Annotated in this window: 19 protein-coding genes and 1 tRNA gene; 4 read left to right on the top strand and 16 right to left on the bottom strand. The window is 68.1% G+C overall.

The window, feature by feature from the left end; all coding sequences use genetic code 11:
• The 12 genes from LX88_RS09215 to LX88_RS09160 form a co-directional block, all read right to left on the bottom strand.
• Positions 1-1104, bottom strand: coding sequence for an MrcB family domain-containing protein (locus LX88_RS09215; RefSeq protein WP_258947312.1), 1104 nt, complete (start codon positions 1102-1104; stop codon positions 1-3).
• A 313-nt stretch (positions 1105-1417) separates the two neighbouring features.
• A tRNA-Leu gene (locus LX88_RS09210) sits at positions 1418-1494 on the bottom strand.
• A gap of 118 nt (positions 1495-1612) precedes the next feature.
• On the bottom strand, positions 1613-2716 hold the full coding sequence (locus LX88_RS09205; protein ID WP_258947311.1) for an ATP-grasp domain-containing protein: 1104 nt from the start codon (positions 2714-2716) through the stop codon (positions 1613-1615).
• Positions 2713-2835 (bottom strand): hypothetical protein, encoded by a 123-nt coding sequence (locus LX88_RS09200; protein ID WP_256238980.1) that lies wholly within the window; start codon positions 2833-2835, stop codon positions 2713-2715. Before LX88_RS09200 ends, LX88_RS09205 begins: the two co-directional genes overlap by 4 nt.
• A gap of 199 nt (positions 2836-3034) precedes the next feature.
• Entirely contained in the window at positions 3035-4360 is a 1326-nt protein-coding gene (locus LX88_RS09195; protein ID WP_258947310.1) for an NAD(P)/FAD-dependent oxidoreductase, read from the bottom strand.
• 142 nt (positions 4361-4502) lie between these two features.
• Positions 4503-4964, bottom strand: a complete 462-nt coding sequence (locus LX88_RS09190) for a hypothetical protein (protein WP_258947309.1) — start codon at positions 4962-4964, stop codon at positions 4503-4505.
• Positions 4958-6187, bottom strand: a complete 1230-nt coding sequence (locus LX88_RS09185; protein WP_258947308.1) for a DUF58 domain-containing protein — start codon at positions 6185-6187, stop codon at positions 4958-4960. The genes LX88_RS09190 and LX88_RS09185 overlap by 7 nt, the downstream gene beginning before the upstream one ends.
• Entirely contained in the window at positions 6184-7125 is a 942-nt protein-coding gene (locus LX88_RS09180; protein ID WP_258947307.1) for an AAA family ATPase, read from the bottom strand. The genes LX88_RS09185 and LX88_RS09180 overlap by 4 nt, the downstream gene beginning before the upstream one ends.
• Complete coding sequence (locus LX88_RS09175; RefSeq protein WP_258947306.1) at positions 7122-7472, bottom strand: hypothetical protein; 351 nt, start codon at positions 7470-7472, stop codon at positions 7122-7124. Before LX88_RS09175 ends, LX88_RS09180 begins: the two co-directional genes overlap by 4 nt.
• Positions 7469-8068, bottom strand: coding sequence for a DUF4129 domain-containing protein (locus LX88_RS09170; protein WP_258947305.1), 600 nt, complete (start codon positions 8066-8068; stop codon positions 7469-7471). Before LX88_RS09170 ends, LX88_RS09175 begins: the two co-directional genes overlap by 4 nt.
• A 54-nt stretch (positions 8069-8122) precedes the next feature.
• A complete protein-coding gene (locus LX88_RS09165; protein WP_258947304.1) occupies positions 8123-8596 on the bottom strand; it encodes an SMI1/KNR4 family protein in 474 nt (157 codons plus the stop codon).
• A 10-nt stretch (positions 8597-8606) separates the two neighbouring features.
• Positions 8607-9173, bottom strand: coding sequence for a uracil-DNA glycosylase (locus LX88_RS09160; RefSeq protein WP_372511221.1), 567 nt, complete (start codon positions 9171-9173; stop codon positions 8607-8609).
• 87 nt (positions 9174-9260) lie between these two features.
• Here LX88_RS09160 and LX88_RS09155 point away from each other — a divergent pair, with 87 nt between their 5' ends.
• The 4 genes from LX88_RS09155 to LX88_RS09140 all read left to right on the top strand — a co-directional run bounded on the left by LX88_RS09155 (position 9261) and on the right by LX88_RS09140 (position 12874).
• Complete coding sequence (locus LX88_RS09155) at positions 9261-10718, top strand: S10 family peptidase (RefSeq protein WP_258947303.1); 1458 nt, start codon at positions 9261-9263, stop codon at positions 10716-10718.
• Positions 10719-10770: 52 nt separating this feature from the next.
• A complete protein-coding gene (locus LX88_RS09150; RefSeq protein ID WP_258947302.1) occupies positions 10771-11799 on the top strand; it encodes a hypothetical protein in 1029 nt (342 codons plus the stop codon).
• A gap of 131 nt (positions 11800-11930) precedes the next feature.
• Entirely contained in the window at positions 11931-12311 is a 381-nt protein-coding gene (locus LX88_RS09145) for a GNAT family N-acetyltransferase (protein ID WP_258947301.1), read from the top strand.
• Complete coding sequence (locus tag LX88_RS09140) at positions 12308-12874, top strand: chloramphenicol phosphotransferase CPT family protein (RefSeq protein WP_258947300.1); 567 nt, start codon at positions 12308-12310, stop codon at positions 12872-12874. The genes LX88_RS09145 and LX88_RS09140 overlap by 4 nt, the downstream gene beginning before the upstream one ends.
• Before the next feature lie 8 nt (positions 12875-12882).
• Here the strand turns inward: LX88_RS09140 and LX88_RS09135 are convergent, their stop codons facing one another.
• The 4 genes from LX88_RS09135 to LX88_RS09120 are packed head-to-tail and all read right to left on the bottom strand — an operon-like array spanning position 12883 to position 16763.
• Positions 12883-13878, bottom strand: a complete 996-nt coding sequence (locus LX88_RS09135) for an ABC transporter ATP-binding protein (protein WP_090065541.1) — start codon at positions 13876-13878, stop codon at positions 12883-12885.
• Positions 13871-14857: an ABC transporter ATP-binding protein gene (locus LX88_RS09130; RefSeq protein ID WP_443674872.1), complete on the bottom strand. Its 987-nt coding sequence runs from the start codon at positions 14855-14857 to the stop codon at positions 13871-13873. The genes LX88_RS09135 and LX88_RS09130 overlap by 8 nt, the downstream gene beginning before the upstream one ends.
• 9 nt (positions 14858-14866) lie before the next feature.
• The gene (locus LX88_RS09125; protein WP_258947298.1) at positions 14867-15841 is read right to left on the bottom strand and encodes an ABC transporter permease; all 975 of its coding nucleotides are present in this window, start codon (positions 15839-15841) and stop codon (positions 14867-14869) included.
• Positions 15834-16763, bottom strand: coding sequence for an ABC transporter permease (locus LX88_RS09120; protein ID WP_258947297.1), 930 nt, complete (start codon positions 16761-16763; stop codon positions 15834-15836). Before LX88_RS09120 ends, LX88_RS09125 begins: the two co-directional genes overlap by 8 nt.
• Positions 16764-16771: the final 8 nt, after the last annotated feature.

The following is a 16771-nucleotide window of genomic DNA, read 5'->3' as shown; positions in this document are numbered from 1 at the left end:
TCACTCGCCGACGAGGTACCGGTAGGACACCGGCGTCAGGTTGGGCTCCACGATCTTCCACGGGTGGACGACCCGCAACTCGCCACCCGAGGCAGCGGGCGGCGTGACCGAGTGGTCGAGCACGATGCGGCTGACGATCACCAGCATGGTGCGCGGGTACTCGCGCAGGTGGAGCTCGACCTCGTTGCGCGTCAGCATGATCTCGGAGGTGTCCGTCCACTTCGTCGTGGTGCCCTTGACCTCGACGTACAGATGCTCCTCGCCGCGCCGGGCATCGAGGTCGTACGACCTGGTGGCACCGACGTCCTTGACCGAGTACCCCTGCGCCACGAGGTGCTGCATGGCCAGATCGACGGCACGCCGTTCGATCGCGATCCGCTCGCCCGCGTCGAACCTGAGTCCCTGCCCCCGCCGGGCCTTTCCCGCCGACCGTCCAGCCTCGACCTCCGCATCGGCGATCTCCGGAGCGGGGTCGCCTGGGGGAAGATCGACAGCTAGGTCCAGGATCTCGTACAGCTCGCTGAGAACGGAGCCGAGGAAGAGCAGATCGGCGGCGAGCACCTCGTCAGAAGGCAACTCCTCCAACGAGTACTCGAACGCCACGACGGTGCCGTTCTCGTACGCAGGCCCCAACTTCCGTCCGCGCGCCTTGAGCTCGATCACCGTGACCAGATCCGGACGTACATCCAACCGTACCTTGAGCATGTCCCGCGCCCAGCGCGCTCGCTGCAGCAGCTCCTGCTTCGGACGAGCGGGGAACTCGGTGTTCTCCCAACGCGTCGCGCCCTGCATCAACGACAGGTAGACGCGTTCACTCTGCGCCCCGAACAGGTAGACGACGTACCACCCGATGGTCGCCGACTGCGAGCGAGCGAGCGAATGCACCCGTGCCCAGGGGATCTCGGCCTTGCCACCCGTGGCGTCCTTCGCCTGCACCCCCCAGTCGATCTCGACAGGCGCCGCACGCCTGAGCGCGGGCAACTGCTCTCGCAGCCAGTTCGCCACGCCGTGCCGAACCAGCCGGCCGCGCTTCTCCATTGCGGGCGTGTTCTTGGAGGTCCACTCGCGCTGGAGCAGCAGGACATCGCGCAGGAGCTCACGCATGGGGAACGGGCCACCACCCTCACGACACGAGGCCGCATGTTGCACAATCGGTAACCACAAGATCGCACGTAACCCATATGCGTGTTACCCATCAGGGTGACAGTTGCACTCGAGCCCACAGCAGCTCTGTCGTCATCCTCGTCATTCCATGGCACTTGTGATCACCAACACAGGTGCTGACAGCGGCGGCTCGGCACCACTTCGGCACGACGACTGCCGAAAAGCTGGCGCGAACGAGCGGTCACGAGGAGTCACAAGATCATCGCCTGATAGCGTTTTTGCAGGTCAGACTATGATCCATACAGGTGAACGTTGGTGCCCCCGACGGGATTCGAACCCGTACTGTGATCCTTTTAAGGGACCTGCCTCTACCGATTGGGCTACGGGGGCGCGGTGAGCCTAGGCCTTGATCGTCGGCTTGTGTGAGCGGATGGTCGTTTCTCGCCCGAGCGGCCCAGCGAATTGGACTAGAGCGAGCATCCGGCTAAGCGTCGAACGGTCCCGGACATCAGCGTGCCCTCCCCGCGCCGAGCAGCTCCTTGAAGCGGAGCGCCACCCAGTCGTGCACGGCCGTGGAGACGCTGTTGTCGCCTGCCCTGTGTTCGAACCAGCGCCAGTCGCAGTTGACGTTGATCTCCAGGAACACGTGGTCACCGCCGGTCACGAGCAGGTCGAACGCCGCCACCTGGACGCGCCAGTGACGGGCCAGCGCCAGGAGCTTGTCCGAGAGGGACGCGGGGACCGTGGTCGGCGTGACGCGGACCGCGTCGGGGTCCACCCAGAGTTGGGCCGGGTCCAGCTTGTCCACCTGGTAGGCCAGGCACTGCTCGCCTACGACGAACACGCGGAGTTCCGTCTCGGAGGGCACGTACTCCTGGACGATCACCGGTGCCGGCTCTGGGGCGTCGGAGGCGCGGGAGGTTTCCAGCGGGCGTGGGAACAGGCCGTGTTGTACGCCTGGGCGTGGTTCCAGGAGGTGTCTGCCCGCCGTTTTGACGATGCAGGCGCCGCCTCCTGGGCGGGTTCGGCCTGGGCGGGTCGTCACGGCCGTGCGCGGTACTCGCAGGCCGAAGGTGGACGCGTCGGAGAGCTGCGTCAGGCGGTCCAGGTGCGTCGAGAAGCGGGACGGGTTCACATGCGCCCAGTCGGAGCGTGAGGACAGCCAGTTGGCCACTGAGGCCCACTGGTCGACCGCGTAGGCGCCGGCCAGAGTGCCTGGTTCCACTGGGACGGCGGAGAGCTCGAAGTGGCGGCGCCAGACCAGCAGGGGGCGCAGCAGCCAGCGGTCCAGTTCGACCAGGGGCTGGTCGGTGTAGACCGTGAGGGGCAGGTCGACGCAGCGGTCGGCGTCGATCCTCGCCATGCGGATGCCGCGCTCCGCCAGGGCGATGGAGAGTTCGTTCATCTCCATGTCGGCGGCGCGGGCCAGCACGAGCACGCAGGGTTGCGGGTTGCCGTCGCCCTCGTCGACCATGCCGAGGCGGTGAACCTGTTCCTGGAAGTCCAGACACTTGGGCGGGGAGCGGAAGAGGTATTCCTGACCCTGCAGCAGCAGTGGTCTGGCAGCCTCGGACGGGGCACCTGGCACCCGCCCGTCAGCCGACCTGCTCAATCGTCCTTCTTGCTGCGGAAAACTTGCCCCGCCTGCGCGTACTCTGCGGCGTACTGCGCCAACGCGGGGTCCTCGATCTCACCGCGACGAAGCTGTGCGGCCAGCTCCTCGAGAGACATCGGGATCACCTCTCTCCCCACATGGCGAATCACGCATTCAGGTGATGCACCAGCCGTAGTCTCCGAAACACGTAACGCAATGTCAAGACGACCCTCGGAGCTTACTCCGATTGGGCGCTCAAGTTCCGCCCTCAGGTCAGACGAGTGCCCCGAACGAGGAGATCGTCCGGGGCACGACGTCACTCACAGAGAGTTAAGACTAGGACTGCACTGCGCGATCGAAGTCCGACTTCGGGTCGTTGATCTGGCCCAGGGCGACGATCTCGCGGCCGTAGAACAGCGCCTGCGTCCAGTCCATCAGCACGCGGAGCTTGCGGTTCACGGTCGGCATGAACATCACGTGGTAGCTGCGGTGCATGAACCACGCCGGCACGCCCTTGAAGCGCAGGCCGAACACGTCCGCCACGCCCTTGTAGAGGCCGAGGCCCGCGACCGAGCCGAGGTACTTGTGGAAGTAGTCCTTCGGCTTCTGGCCGCGCAGCGACGCGACGATGTTCTTCGCCAGCAGCTTCGACTGGCGGATGGCGTGCTGCGCGTTCGGCACGCACGTCGCCGTCGGGTCCTCCTCGGTGCGCGAGAGGTCCGGCACCGCGGAGCAGTCACCGGCGGCCCACACGCCTTCGAGGCCCTGCACCTGCATGGCGGCGGTGCACCGGACGCGGCCGCGCTCGTCGAGCGGGAGGTCCGTGTTGCGCAGCACCGGGTTCGCCTTCATGCCGGCGGTCCAGATGATCGTGTCCGAGTCGAACTCGGTGCCGTCGTCGAGGATGACGTGACCGCCCTCGAGCGACTTCACGCGGGTGTCGAGGTAGATCTTCATGCCGCGCTTCTCCAGCGCCTCGACGGTCCACGCGCCGAGCTTGGCGGACACCTCGGGCATGATCCGCCCGGCGGCCTCGACCAGGACCCAGTTCATCTCTTCGGGCTTGATGCCCTCGTAGTACCGAAGCGCATACCGCGTCATGTCCTCGAGCTCGGCGAGCGTCTCGATGCCCGCGAAGCCACCACCGATGACGACGAAGCTCAGGAGCTTCTTGCGCAGGTCCGCGTTGTTCGTGCTCGCTGCCTGGTCCAGGCGCGACAGCACGTGGTTGCGGACGTAGATCGCCTCGCCGATCGTCTTCATGCCGATGCCGACCTCGGCCAGGCCGGGGATCGGGAGCGTGCGTGAGATCGCACCCAGCGCGGAGACGAGCACGTCGTACTCGATCTCCTCGACGTGACCGTCCGACAGCTCGGTGGTCACGATCTTGCGCGCGTGCTCGATCTTCGTGACGCGGCCGGTGACGACGTGGCAGCGCTTGAGCACCTTGCGCAGTGGAGCGACGACGTGGCGCGGCTCGATCGAGCCGGCCGCCGCCTCAGGCAGGAAGGGCTGGTAGGTCATGTGCGGCTGCGGGTCGATTACCGTCACGGACGCCTCACCGGAGCGCAGTTTCTTCTGCAGTCCGAGAGCCGTGTACATCCCGACGTACCCACCGCCGACAATGACAATCCGAGTGGGGTGCGACTTCACAGCAGCCATACACACATGGTCGCACCAGGACCCCCTTTTTCGCGCGTCCGAAGGGGCCGTTGTGACTACCGTCGCCGGGTGATGCGGGACACGATCGCGGCTGACCTGCGCCTCCACCCGAAGTCGAGGTGTTCTGCCTGAGAGAGTCGATTCAGATCCTCAGCGCGATGACCCCGATCACGACCGTCAGAGCGCCCAGTCCGAGCACTTCCACGAGCCCGACGCCGGTACCCGATGGGACGAACGCGGCGAAGGCCGTGACGGCGAATGTGATCACTTGGACAATGGCGAACCGGCGCGCTGGTGCTTTCAGCGCAGCGGGCTCGATCCTCGTTTTCACCGGAACGACCGCGGCGAGCGCGGACGTCACGTGAATGAGGTGCAGCGCCGGAATCAGGACCAGCACCGCGAGCCGCAACGGGTGGCCGTCGGCGAACGCCGTCGCCACCGCCGCGTAGCCGATCAGCAACGCCGCCCCGGCGCTCCCCGGCATCAACGCGGTGAGCACCGTCAGCACGGTGACGATCACCAGCGGCGCGATCGACGAGGACTCCAGGTGCAGGACCAGCGCCACGGGCAACGCCGCGAGCACGATCGCCAGACGCATCAGCATTCGCGCGTCACCGCCACCCCGTGCTCGGCCATGCGCCGCAGCCGCAGCCGGTGCTCCGCGGCGATCATCTCGGCCGCGACCTCACCCCAAGGCGTCTCCGCGTCGGGTACCAGCGGCATCGGCAGCGTGTTGATCGCCAGCACGACGTGCCCGTGCTTGCGCGTCTGCACGGCCAGCTCCGCGACGTCGTCGTCGAGGAACGGCGACAGCAGCACGACCACGCTCCCGTGCGGCAGCCTGCGCAACGCCACCCGCGACGACCACCCGGCGGCCTGCACGCACACGACGAGCTGCGTGCGGATGCGCATCAGGTGCCGCCGCCCGACGCCGGAACGCACGTTGAGCTGCGGCCGGGACAGGTCCGTCAACGCCACCCGGTCGCCCTGCCGCAGGTAGCCCGCGGCCATCGACGCCGCCAGCCGCACCGCCCGGTCGAGGCTGCCGCCGGGCCGCGTCGTCGCCCCGTAGTGGGGAGAGGCCCAGTCCGCCACGTCCACGCCGACGTCCGCGCGCGTGTCCAGGGCCAGCACGATCTCCGCGTCGGCCTCGGCGTGCCGTTCGCGGACGTGCACGGTGCCGGTGCGGGTCGTGACGCGCCAGTCGATGCGCTTGAGCCTGTCCCCCGGCTGGAACGCCCTGATGTCGCGCAGTTCGGTCGAGTCGCCGGCGCGGGGCGAGCGGTGGATGCCGACCAGCCCGGCGGGCCGGGGCGGCAACGGCCCGGACGGGTGGTGCTCGACAGGCGGCAGGATCGTGCGGACGTGCTCGACGCCGACGATCGGCCCGTAGACGTGCATGCCGTCCGGCCCGGCGAACAGGTGGTCCAAGCGCAGGTCGACGCCGGGACCCCACGCGTCGCGCCGGATCTCGACCGGCAGGTCGGGCGAGTGCGCCGGCACCGCGCGGGCGCCACCCGGCAGCTTGACGACCGCGATCTCCGCGTCCGCGCCGTCGAGGTGCGCGACGGTGTGCACGACACCCATGCCCGCCCCGCGCGGCACGGGATGGACGTCGACCTTCGGTGTGCCACGGGGTTTGTGGGTGAGCAGCACGGACAGGACCAGCGGCACGCCGAACAGCACCAGTTCGACCTGGTGCAGGAACATCCCGCCGACGACGAGCCCGACGCCCAGCCAGACGGCGCGCGAGTACGCGTCCGTCGGGTGCCAGTGCGCGCCGTGCGACTGGGCGAACGCCTCCCTGATCTTGTCCGCCCTGCTCATGAGCTGGGCGGGCCCGGAACCTTGCCGAGCAGCTCGGTGACGACCTGCACACCGTTCACGCCGGACGTCCACGTCTCGGGCTTCATCACGAGCCGATGCGCCAGCACGGAGACAGCGCACTCCTTGACGTCCTCGGGCGTCACGTACGCACGATCGTCCAAAGTGGCCAGTGCGCGGGCGACGAGAACGAGCCCCTGGGCGCCGCGGGGCGACGCGCCGACCTCGACCGAGGAGTGGTTGCGCGTGGCGACCGCCAGGTCGACGCAGTACCGCAGCAGGTCGTCGTCCACTGTGGTCCTTTCGAGCTCGGCCTGCAGCTCGGCCAGCCTGCCCGGGGCGAGCACCGGCGCCACCTCGGCGTCCTCCCGCTGCCGCGCGAGCCGGCGGCGCAGGACCTCGACCTCCTCCTCCGGCGGCGGGTACCCGATGTCGAGCCGCACGAGGAACCGGTCGAGCTGCGCCTCGGGCAACGGGTAGGTGCCCTCGTACTCGACGGGGTTCGAGGTCGCGAGCACGTGGAACGGCCTGGGCAGCGGGAACGTGCGCCCCTCGACCGTCACCTGCCGCTCCTGCATGGCCTCCAGCAACGCGGACTGCGTCTTCGGCGGCGTGCGGTTGATCTCGTCGGCCAGCAGCAGCCCGGCGAACACCGGGCCCTGGTGGAACTCGAACTCGCGGCTGCCGGGGTCGTAGAGGAACGACCCGGTGACGTCCGCGGGCAGCAGGTCCGGTGTGCACTGCAAGCGGCGGAAGTCGAGGCTGAGCGCCTGCGCGAGCGAGCGTGCGATCAGCGTCTTGCCCAGGCCCGGTACGTCCTCCAGCAGCACGTGCCCTCCCGCCAGCACGGCCGCGAGCGCGAGCCGCAGCGTCCGCGTGCGTCCCACGACGACCTGGCCGATCTCGTCGAGGACCGCCTTGGCCTCAAGCGTTATGGTCACTCGACCCTCCTGAGCCTCTCCGCGAGTTGTTTCGGATCCGGCATCTCGGACGCCTCGATCCCCAGTCGTGCGAACCGGGCGCGGAACCGTTCCTGGTAGCGCCTCGGGTCCTCCGCCGCCTCGGTGAGCCTGCTCGCGAGCGTGCTGGCGACTGCGGTGCTGATCGAACCGGGTGGCGGCGGTGCCGAACTCCAGACGATGTCGGTGGCCCGCGGCAGCCTCGTGACCAGCACGCCGAACGCAGTGGGCGGCACTGCCAGCGCCGCGGCCCACGCCGGCGGGGCGCCGAGCAGCCAGATCACGACGCCGATGACCACTCCGGCCGCCAGTGCCAGCGCGGTCTTCATGCGAGCTCCCGGACGATGCGGCTCAGCTCTTGCCGTGCCTGCTCGGCCTGCGCGGCCGTCACGTCCTCGTGCCCGAACCGCGCGCGTTGGTAGAGGTCCTTGAGCACCACGGCGTCCACGCCGAGCTTCTCGGTGAACTCGGTGGGCGTCTGGTGCGGCAGGCGTTCCTCGGCGGCTTCGAGCGCGAGCCAGGCGGCGATCACGGCGTCGCGCGGCGGCCGGTTCGGGTGCTCGGTGAACTGCTGCAACGCCTTCTCGACGCGCGCCACCACCGCGGGCTCCCCGAACTCGGCGCCCTCGATCTCCACTCCCCGCACGCCTCGGCGGCGGCGCCAGCGGGGCAGCTCGAAGGCCAGGACGATCCCGATCAGTCCGAACAGGACGAGCGCGGCGAGCAGGACCAGGTACACGGTGAGCGGCACGGCGAACACGCCAGGCAGCTCGTTGGGCAGCGAGACGTCCAGCTGAGGCGCCCTGTCCTGCGGCGGTGGGCGGTCGTCGAGGCGGTTGACGAACGTGACCGGCGACGTGCCACTGGCAGCGACGACGACGATCAGCAACGCCGCCACCGCCGCCCCTGCGCGCCACCACTTCATGCCGGTCAGCCTCGCACGGGTCGGCGGGGTTCGGATGATCCTCCGGTCAACTCGCTAGCCGAACGACTCGGCGGGCACCAGGCCGTCGAGGAACGTCCGGAGGTCGGGGGCCAGCGGCAGCTCCCACTCGTCGTCGGCGTCGAGCCACACGACCGACGGCTCACCGGTCGCCCCGCACGTCCGGTAGTCCAGCGCGATCCACCAGTGGCCGTCCCCGGTCAGCAGCACCACGGGCGACGGCAGCCCCCACTCCCGCACCAGATAGGGCGTGTCGAGCAACGACGTGGTGCGCTCCGCCGTCCCGATGCCCATCAGGCTGTCGAACGGCGCGTGGTCCGGCGCCCACGACGTCGGCTCGCTCGTCGGGAACGCGGACCGCGCGGCCACGACGCCGCCGCCGTTCTGCACGCGCAGCAGCTCCAGCAGTGCCTCCGGCAGCCGCACGCCCAGCACCGCCTCGGCCTCGCGGACGGCGTCATCGGTGAGCGGTGCCTGCATGCCGTAGCTGTCCTCGGTCCAGAACTCCACGCGGCGGATCCTAAGTGGAACCCATCGCCCGTTTCAGCACGTCCTGCAGCATCTCCTGGGTCAGCCTGCCGGTGTAGGTGTTGTGCGGGGACACGTGGTAGCACCCGAACACCCGCAGCCCGCCCATCTCGACCTCCACGCCGTGCCCGAACTTCGGCCGCTCCGGCCCCAGCAGCGGCAGGAACGCCTTCCACCCGAACCCGCCGAGCACCATGACCGACCGCAGGTTCGGCATCAGCGAGATCTCCTCGCGCAGGAACGGCGAGCACCGGTCCCGTTCCTCGGCGGTCGGCTTGTTCTCCGGCGGTGCGCACCGCACGGGCGAGGCCATGCGCACGCCGTACAGCTCCATGCCGTCGTCCCGGGCCCACGCGGTGGGCTGTGAGGCCAGGCCGACCTCGTACAACGCCCGGTAGAGGAAGTCACCCGAGGCGTCGCCGGTGAACATTCGCCCGGTGCGGTTTCCGCCGTGCGCGGCGGGTGCGAGGCCCACGATGAGCAGCGAGGCGTCCATCGGACCGAAGCCCGGGACGGGTTTGCCCCAGTAGTCCCAATCCATGAACGCCGCGCGCTTCACCGTCGCCGCTGTCTCGCGCCACGCGACCAGGCGCGGGCACGCTCGGCAGGCCGTTATTCGATCGTCGAGTTCCGTAGTGTTGCTCCCATGTCCGAGGAGAAGACCGAAGAGAAGCCCGAGTCTCCCGCTGATGATCTGGTCACCACCCAGCACAGCATCGTCGTCAAGGGCCGCGAACTGAACTACACCGCCACCACCGGGCGGATCGTGCTCAAGGAAGAAGTGCTCAAGGACGGCGTGTTCGAGGGCCACAAGCCCAAGGCCGAGGTGTTCGTGACCACCTACACGCTCGACGGCGCGGACCCGCTGAAGCGGCCCGTGACGTTCGCGTTCAACGGCGGACCGGGTTCCGCGAGCGTGTGGCTGCACATGGGGCTCCTCGGGCCCCGCCGCGTCCTCAGTGGCGACGTCGGCGACCTCACCGCCCCGCCGTACGGGATCGCGGACAACGAGGAGAGCCTGCTCGCCGAGAGCGACCTCGTGTTCATCGACCCGGTGTCCACCGGGTACTCGCGGGCCGCGAAGGGCGAGAAGCCCGGCAGCTACCACGGCTACCAGCCCGACATCGAGTCCATCGCCGAGGTCATCCGGCTCTGGACCTCGCGCAACGGCCGCTGGATGTCGCCGAAGTTCCTCTGCGGCGAGTCCTACGGCACGCTCCGCGCGGCCGGTCTCGCCGAGCACCTGCAGAAGAAGTACGGCATGTACCTCAACGGGCTCATGCTGATCTCGTCGGTGCTGGACTTCGCGACGCTGGAGTTCAACGAGGGCCACGACCTGGCCTACACGCTCTTCCTGCCGACGTACGCGGCCATCGCCAACTACCACGGCCTGCACGGCGACCGTCCGCTCAAGGAGGTGCTCGCCGAGGCCGAGGAGTTCGCGGTCCGCGACTACCCCTACGCCCTCGCCCGCGGCAACCGGCTCAGCGACGCCGAACGCGCCGCGACGATCGAGAAGCTCGCCCGGCTCACCGGCCTGTCCGAGGAGTACGTGGACGCGGTCGACCTGCGCATCGAGCACATCCGGTTCTTCACCGAACTGCTCCGCCGCGACCGCAAGACCGTCGGCCGCATCGACTCCCGCTTCACCGGCTGGGACACCGACTACGGCCGCGAGGGCATCTCCGCGGACCCGTCCATCGACGCGATCCTCGGCCCGTACTCGGCGGTGCTCAACCACTACCTGCACGCCGAGCTCGGCTACTCCAGCGACCTGCCGTACGAGGTCCTCGCGCGAGTCATCGAGAACTGGTCGTACAAGGAGTTCGAGGGCCGCCACGTCACGACGGCGGGCAAGCTCTCGTCGGCGATGCGGGCGAACCCGCACCTCAAGGTCCACGTCGCGTTCGGCTGGTACGACGGTGCCACGCCGTACTTCGCGGCCGAGCACCTCATCGCGCACCTGCAGATCCCGAAGGAGCTCACGGCGAACATCGAGTCGGCCTACTACCCGGCCGGCCACATGATGTACGTCCACGAGCCCAGCAGGGTCCAGCAGTCCGAGGACCTGGCGGCGTTCGTCCGGAACTCCTCCGGCACGTGATCCTCACCCTTTCGGGTGGTTGATGAGGGGAGCTTTCATAAACCTCAGGTTTATGAAAGCTCCCCTCATCCAGCGCACATCCGGAATGTCAGACCTGCCGGGCAGCATGGCCTCCATGGAACGAGGGAGATGGGATCGCGCCGACGGCGAGCTGTGGAAGCACAGCCGGTTCGGCGTGATCAGGGCATCGGTTCTCGAGACCCTCGGCATCAGCCAGACGACGACCTACCGGCAATGCCAGCCTGGCGGCCGGTGGCGTCATCTCCTGCCGGGGGTGGTGCTGCTGTCCAGATCACTGCCGACAGCACGTCAACGGATCGAGGCCGCGCTCGTCTTCGCGAAGCATCAAGCTGTCGTCACGGGACTTCAGGCAGCACGTCTGTACGGCCTTCGGGCCGGACCGGATCCGCAGTTCGTACATGTCCTGATCCCTCACGAAAGCCGCGTGCTCAGCTCAGGATTCGCGGTCTTGGAACGCACGCGGTTTCTTCCTGAGGCGAAGTACCGAGACGGCGTACCGCTTGCTCCGCCAACTCGAGCAGTCCTGGACGGCGTCCGCAGAATCCGGGACCTCGACGCTGTGCGAGCTCTTCTGATCGAAGCAGTTCAAAGTGGCCTGACCGACATAGATCATCTTCATGGTGAACTGAACGTCGGAACGAAGCGTGGAACCGCGTTGCCAAGGCGTGTGCTTGAGGAGATCGACCTAGGTGTGCGGTCGGTCGCAGAGGCTGACTCCTTGGAGATCTGGCACCGAGCCAGTCTTCCAACCCCGCATCGAAACGTCGTCATAGTGGATCATGACGGCAACTACGTGGGCATGCCGGACACGTGGTGCGACGAGGTCGGCCTCGCCTGGGAGATCGACAGCAACGAGTTCCACTACAGCAAAGACGCCTACGCAAGAACCCTGGAGCGCAACTGCAGGTATGCGGCAGCCGGCATCAGCGTGGTCCAGACGCTCCCGTCGCGCCTGCGCAAAAAGCCTGACGCAGTAGTCGCCGAACTACGCGCGGCCTACACGGCAGCGCAGGCACGTCCCCGACCGGCCGTGAACATCAGAAAGGCGGAACCGACATGACCAACCCTGCGGTTGATGAGGGGAGCTTTCATCAACCTGACGTTGATGAAAGCTCCCCTCATCAACGTCAGGTCGGGAGAACCGGGATCCTCGACCTGACCGACGACACCGTCCTGCACGAGCTCTGGACGGTGCAACGGCTGGCGTACGCCGTCGAGGCCGAGCTCATCGGCTTCGACGGCATCCCGCCGCTGCACGAGTCGCTCGACGAGCTCCGCGCCTGCGGCGAGACCTTCCTCGGGCTCTACGACGAGGAAGGTCTCGCGGGCGCGGTGTCCTACCGGCTCGACGGGTCCACAGTGGACATCCACCGGCTCGTCGTGCACCCGCGAGCACACCGCCGCGGCATCGCGTCGAAGTTGCTCGACGCGCTGCCGGACGGGCCGCAGGTCGTCAGCACGGGCACCAGGAACGAGCCCGCGCTCACGCTCTACCGCAGGCGCGGGTTCGTGGAGACCGGCACGCGCGAGGTCGGTCCGGGCGTCTCGCTCACCGACCTCGCCAAGCAATGATCATCTTCCTCAACGGGACGTCCAGCTCCGGCAAGTCGAGCATCGCCGAGCAGCTGTTGCTGGTGCTGGACACCCCGTACTTCCACCTCGGCGTCGACGCCTTCGGTGCCATGCGCGCCGTCGAGCGGACGCTGGAGCTGGACGGCCCCGCGCAGGCCGAGGTCCTGCGCCGCACCAGGGCGGGCTTCCACCGTGCCGTGGCGGGCATGGCGCGGGCCGGCAACGACGTCGTGGTCGACCACCTGCTCAGCGAGCCGTGGCGTCTGCAGGACTGCCTGGAGGTGATGGACGGCCTGGACGTCGTGCTCGTGGGCGTGCACTGCCCTCCAGACGAGCTGGAGAGGCGCGAACGGGCCCGGGGTGACCGGGTGGCCGGGCAGGCCGCCGCGCAGCTGCACAGCGTCCATCAGCACGGGCTTTACGACTTCGAGGTCGACACCGGCGTGAACAGCCCGCATGAGTGCGCGCTGGCGATCAAGGAGTTCCTGGGCCAGGCCTCGGGAACCAGGGCCTTCGACGAGTTGAGGGGCCGTGCCCGTGGGCACGACCCCTCGACCAGCTGAAAACCAGATCAGACGACCGCGCGCTCCTCCGCGAAGTGGCACGCGGCGGGGTGACCGCCGCCCCGCACCACGAGCTCGGGAACCTCGGTCGCGCAGATGTCCTGCGCCTTCCAGCACCGCGTGCGGAACCGGCAGCCCGACGGCGGGTCGATCGGCGAAGGCACGTCACCCGTCAGGCGGATGACGTCGCGCCGGCCGCGCTGGGTCGGGTCCGGCACCGGCACGGCGGACAGCAGCGCCTGCGTGTACGGGTGCATCGGGCGCTCGTAGATCTCTTCCTCGGTGCCGATCTCCACGATCTTGCCGAGGTACATCACCGCGACGCGGTCCGACAGGTGGCGGACCACCGACAGGTCGTGCGCGATGAAGACGTACGAGAGACCCATCTCGGACTGCAGGTCGCCCAGCAGGTTCATGACCTGCGCCTGGATCGAGACGTCCAGGGCGGACACCGGCTCGTCGCACACGATCACCTTGGGCTTCAACGCCAAAGCACGCGCGATGCCGATGCGCTGGCGCTGACCGCCGGAGAACTGGTGCGGGTACCGGTTGATGTGCTCCGGGTTGAGACCCACGGTCTCCAGCAGCTCCTGGACCTTGCGCTGCCGGTCGCCCTTGGGCGCGACCTCGGTGTGGATCTCGTAGGGCTCACCGACGATGTCGCCGACCGTCATGCGCGGGTTCAGCGACGTGTACGGGTCCTGCAGCACGATCTGGATGTCGCGGCGCAGCTTGCGCAGCTCCGCACCCTTCATCGCGAACATGTCGCGGCCCTCGAAGCGCGCCAGGCCCGACGTCGGCGGTTCCAGGCGCATCAGCACCTGGGCCAGCGTGGACTTGCCACAACCCGATTCGCCCACGACGCCCAGGGTCTCGCCCTTGTTCAGCGAGAACGAGACACCGTCGACGGCCTTGACGTGGCCCACGGTGCGCTTGAACAGCACGCCGACGCGGACGGGGAAGTGCTTGACGAGGTTCTCGACCTCGAGGATCGGCTCAGCCACGAGCGACGACCTCCTCCGCGATGTGGCACCGGCTGGTGCGGCCCATGCCGAGGTTGTGCACGGCAGGCACCTCGGTGGGGCAACGGTCGAACGCCCGCGGGCAGCGCGGGTGGAACGGGCATCCCGACGGGATGTTGGTCAGCGACGGCGGCAGGCCCTTGATCGTCTTGAGTTCCTGGCCGCGCAGGTCCACGCGCGGCAGGGACTCCAGCAGCGACTCGGTGTACGGGTGCCCCGGCGCGCGGAACAGCTCGTACACGTCGGCGTGCTCGACGATGCGGCCCGCGTACATGACCGAGATCCGGTCCGCGACGTCGGCGACGACGCCGAGGTCGTGGGTGATCAGGATCATGCCCATCTCGCGTTCCTTCTGGATCTCCGCCAGCAGGTCCATGATCTGGGCCTGCACGGTGACGTCCAGCGCGGTCGTGGGCTCGTCCGCGATCAGCAGCTCCGGGTCGAGGGCCAGCGACATCGCGATCATCGCGCGCTGCCGCATACCGCCGGAGAACTGGTGCGGGTAGTCCGAGACGCGACCCTTGGCGTTCGGGATCTTCACCTGGTCGAGGAGCTCGACCGCCCGCTTGCGGGCGTCCGCCTTGGACATCCCGCGGCGGACCTTGAGCTGCTCCTCGATCTGGAACCCGATGGTGAACACGGGGTTCAGGGCCGACAGCGCGTCCTGGAAGATCATGGCGATGCCCTCGCCACGGACCTGGCGGCGCTCTTCCGCCGACTGCTTGAGCAGGTCCTCACCGCGGAACTTGATCGTGCCGTTGGTGATGAACCCCGGCGGCGTGTCCAGGATGCCCATGATGGTCTGGGCCGTCACGGACTTGCCGGAACCGGATTCGCCCAGCACGGCGAGGGTCTCACCCGCCGAGACGTGGTACGAAACGCCGTTGAGCACCTTCGCGACACCGTCGCGGGTGCGGAATTCCACGTGGAGATCCTCGACCTCCAGCAATGGCTGAGTCACAGGATTCCCCTATCGGGACTTGGGATCGAGGGCGTCACGCACGGCGTCACCGAGCATGACGAAGGCCAGCACGGTGATCGTGACGAAGCCCGCGGGGAACAGCAGCATGTGGGGAGCCGACTGGAAGTAGTCGCGCGACTCGGAGATCATCACGCCCCACGACACCACCGGCGGACGCAGGCCGATGCCGAGGAACGCCAGCGTCGCCTCGGCGCCGATGAAGGCACCCAGGGCGATCGTCGCGTACACCAGCACGGGCGCCACGGTGTTCGGCAGCAGGTGCCGGAACACGATCCGCAGCGGGGACGCGCCGAGGCCGCGGGCGGCCTTGACGTAGTCCTGCTGCTTCGCGACCAGGGTCGCCGAACGCATGATGCGCATGGCCACCGGCCAGGACAGCACGGCGATCGAGAGCACCACCTGCGTGATGATCCGGAAGACGCCGGGGTTCTCCGTGGGCGCGTTGAGCGTCGTCAGGATGACGATCGCGCCGAGCACGAACGGGATGCCGGCGAAGATGTCGCTGAACCGCGACAACAAGCTGTCGATCCACGTCTTCGCGTAGCCGGCGATGATGCCGACGGTCGACCCGATCAGCACGGTCAGCAGCGTCGCGAAGATGCCGACCAGCAGCGACGCGCGAGCACCGTGCATCGCACGGGCGTAGACGTCGTAACCCTGCAGGTCGTAGCCGAACCACGCGTCACCCGAAGGCGACTGCAGCGACTTGTCGAGGTCGGCCGCACGCGGGTCGACCGACGTGAACAGCGTCGGCCAGATCGCCATCAGGACGATGATCGCGATGATCACCAGCGAGATGATGAACGTGGGCTTGCTGCGGAGCTCGCCCCACGCGTCGCTCCAGAGCGAGCGCGGCTTCTTCTGCTTCTGCGACGAGTCGTCGACGTGGCTGAGCTGGTCGACACCTGCCGCCGCGGACGCCTCGAGTCCGGTTCCGCCGGACACGGATCCTGGGTCACTCATAGCGAATCCTCGGGTCGAGAACGGCGTACAGGAGGTCGACGATCAGGCTCATCAGCAGGTAGACGAGGACCAGCAGGGTCACGATGCCCGTGACCATGATGCCTTCCTTCTCCTGGATGCCGCGGAAGATCAGACCGCCGATGCCGTTGATGTTGAAGACGCCCTCGGTGACGATCGCGCCGCCCATGAGGCTGCCGAGGTCGGTGCCGAGGAACGTGATCACCGGGATCAGAGAGTTGCGCAGCAGGTGGATGCCGACGACGCGGCTCTGCGGCTGGCCCTTCGCGATGGCCGTGCGCACGTAGTCCGCGCGCCGGTTCTCGACGATGCTCGACCGGGTCAGCCGGGCCACGTAGGCCATCGAGAGACTGCCGAGCACGAAGCCGGGCAGGATCAGCTCGCCGAACGTCGGATCCGAGCTGACCGAGGTGTCCATCAGGTCGAAGCCCTGCGGGCCGAGGTAGAGCCGCAGCACGAAACCGGTGACGAAGACCGGCAGCGAGATCAGGAACAGGGTCGAGACCAGGACCAGGTTGTCCAGGAAGCCCTGCTTGCGCAGACCGGTGAGGACGCCGGCGACGATGCCGATGACGGCCTCGATGATCAGCGCGATGATGCCCATCTTGAGCGTGATCGGCCACGAGGTGGCGATCTGCTCACCGACGGAGACGCCGTTGAAGGTGGTGCCGAAGTCACCGACGAGCAGGTTGCCCAGGTACTTGAAGTACTGGACGACCAACGGGTCGTTGAGATTGAGCTTCTGGCTCATCTCGGCGATGTAGGCCGGATCACACGGCCGCTGGCCGCACTTGCCCGCGAAGGGGTCCTGCGGAATCGCCCAGACCAGGGCGTAGATCAGAAAAGTGGTCCCCAGGAAGACCGGTATCAGCTGCAGCAGACGGCGCAGCACATAGCGACCCATGAGGTCGG

This window comes from Lentzea californiensis, assembly GCF_024648825.1.
Lineage (GTDB): Bacteria > Actinomycetota > Actinomycetes > Mycobacteriales > Pseudonocardiaceae > Lentzea > Lentzea californiensis.
This window is presented reverse-complemented; position numbering and strand designations above follow the sequence as displayed.

Excerpts from the sequence above, each read along its gene's own strand:
- LX88_RS09215 (WP_258947312.1), bottom strand. The coding sequence starts at position 1,104 with ATGCGTGAGCTCCTGCGCGATGTCCTGCTGCTCCAGCGCGAGTGGACC.
- LX88_RS09200 (WP_256238980.1), bottom strand. The coding sequence starts at position 2,835 with ATGTCTCTCGAGGAGCTGGCCGCACAGCTTCGTCGCGGTGAGATCGAG.
- LX88_RS09195 (WP_258947310.1), bottom strand. The coding sequence starts at position 4,360 with ATGGCTGCTGTGAAGTCGCACCCCACTCGGATTGTCATTGTCGGCGGT.
- LX88_RS09190 (WP_258947309.1), bottom strand. The coding sequence starts at position 4,964 with ATGCTGATGCGTCTGGCGATCGTGCTCGCGGCGTTGCCCGTGGCGCTG.
- LX88_RS09185 (WP_258947308.1), bottom strand. The coding sequence starts at position 6,187 with ATGAGCAGGGCGGACAAGATCAGGGAGGCGTTCGCCCAGTCGCACGGC.
- LX88_RS09175 (WP_258947306.1), bottom strand. The coding sequence starts at position 7,472 with ATGAAGACCGCGCTGGCACTGGCGGCCGGAGTGGTCATCGGCGTCGTG.
- LX88_RS09170 (WP_258947305.1), bottom strand. The coding sequence starts at position 8,068 with ATGAAGTGGTGGCGCGCAGGGGCGGCGGTGGCGGCGTTGCTGATCGTC.
- LX88_RS09155 (WP_258947303.1), top strand. The coding sequence starts at position 9,261 with ATGTCCGAGGAGAAGACCGAAGAGAAGCCCGAGTCTCCCGCTGATGAT.
- LX88_RS09150 (WP_258947302.1), top strand. The coding sequence starts at position 10,771 with ATGAAAGCTCCCCTCATCCAGCGCACATCCGGAATGTCAGACCTGCCG.
- LX88_RS09140 (WP_258947300.1), top strand. The coding sequence starts at position 12,308 with ATGATCATCTTCCTCAACGGGACGTCCAGCTCCGGCAAGTCGAGCATC.
- LX88_RS09125 (WP_258947298.1), bottom strand. The coding sequence starts at position 15,841 with ATGAGTGACCCAGGATCCGTGTCCGGCGGAACCGGACTCGAGGCGTCC.
- LX88_RS09120 (WP_258947297.1), bottom strand. The coding sequence starts at position 16,763 with ATGGGTCGCTATGTGCTGCGCCGTCTGCTGCAGCTGATACCGGTCTTC.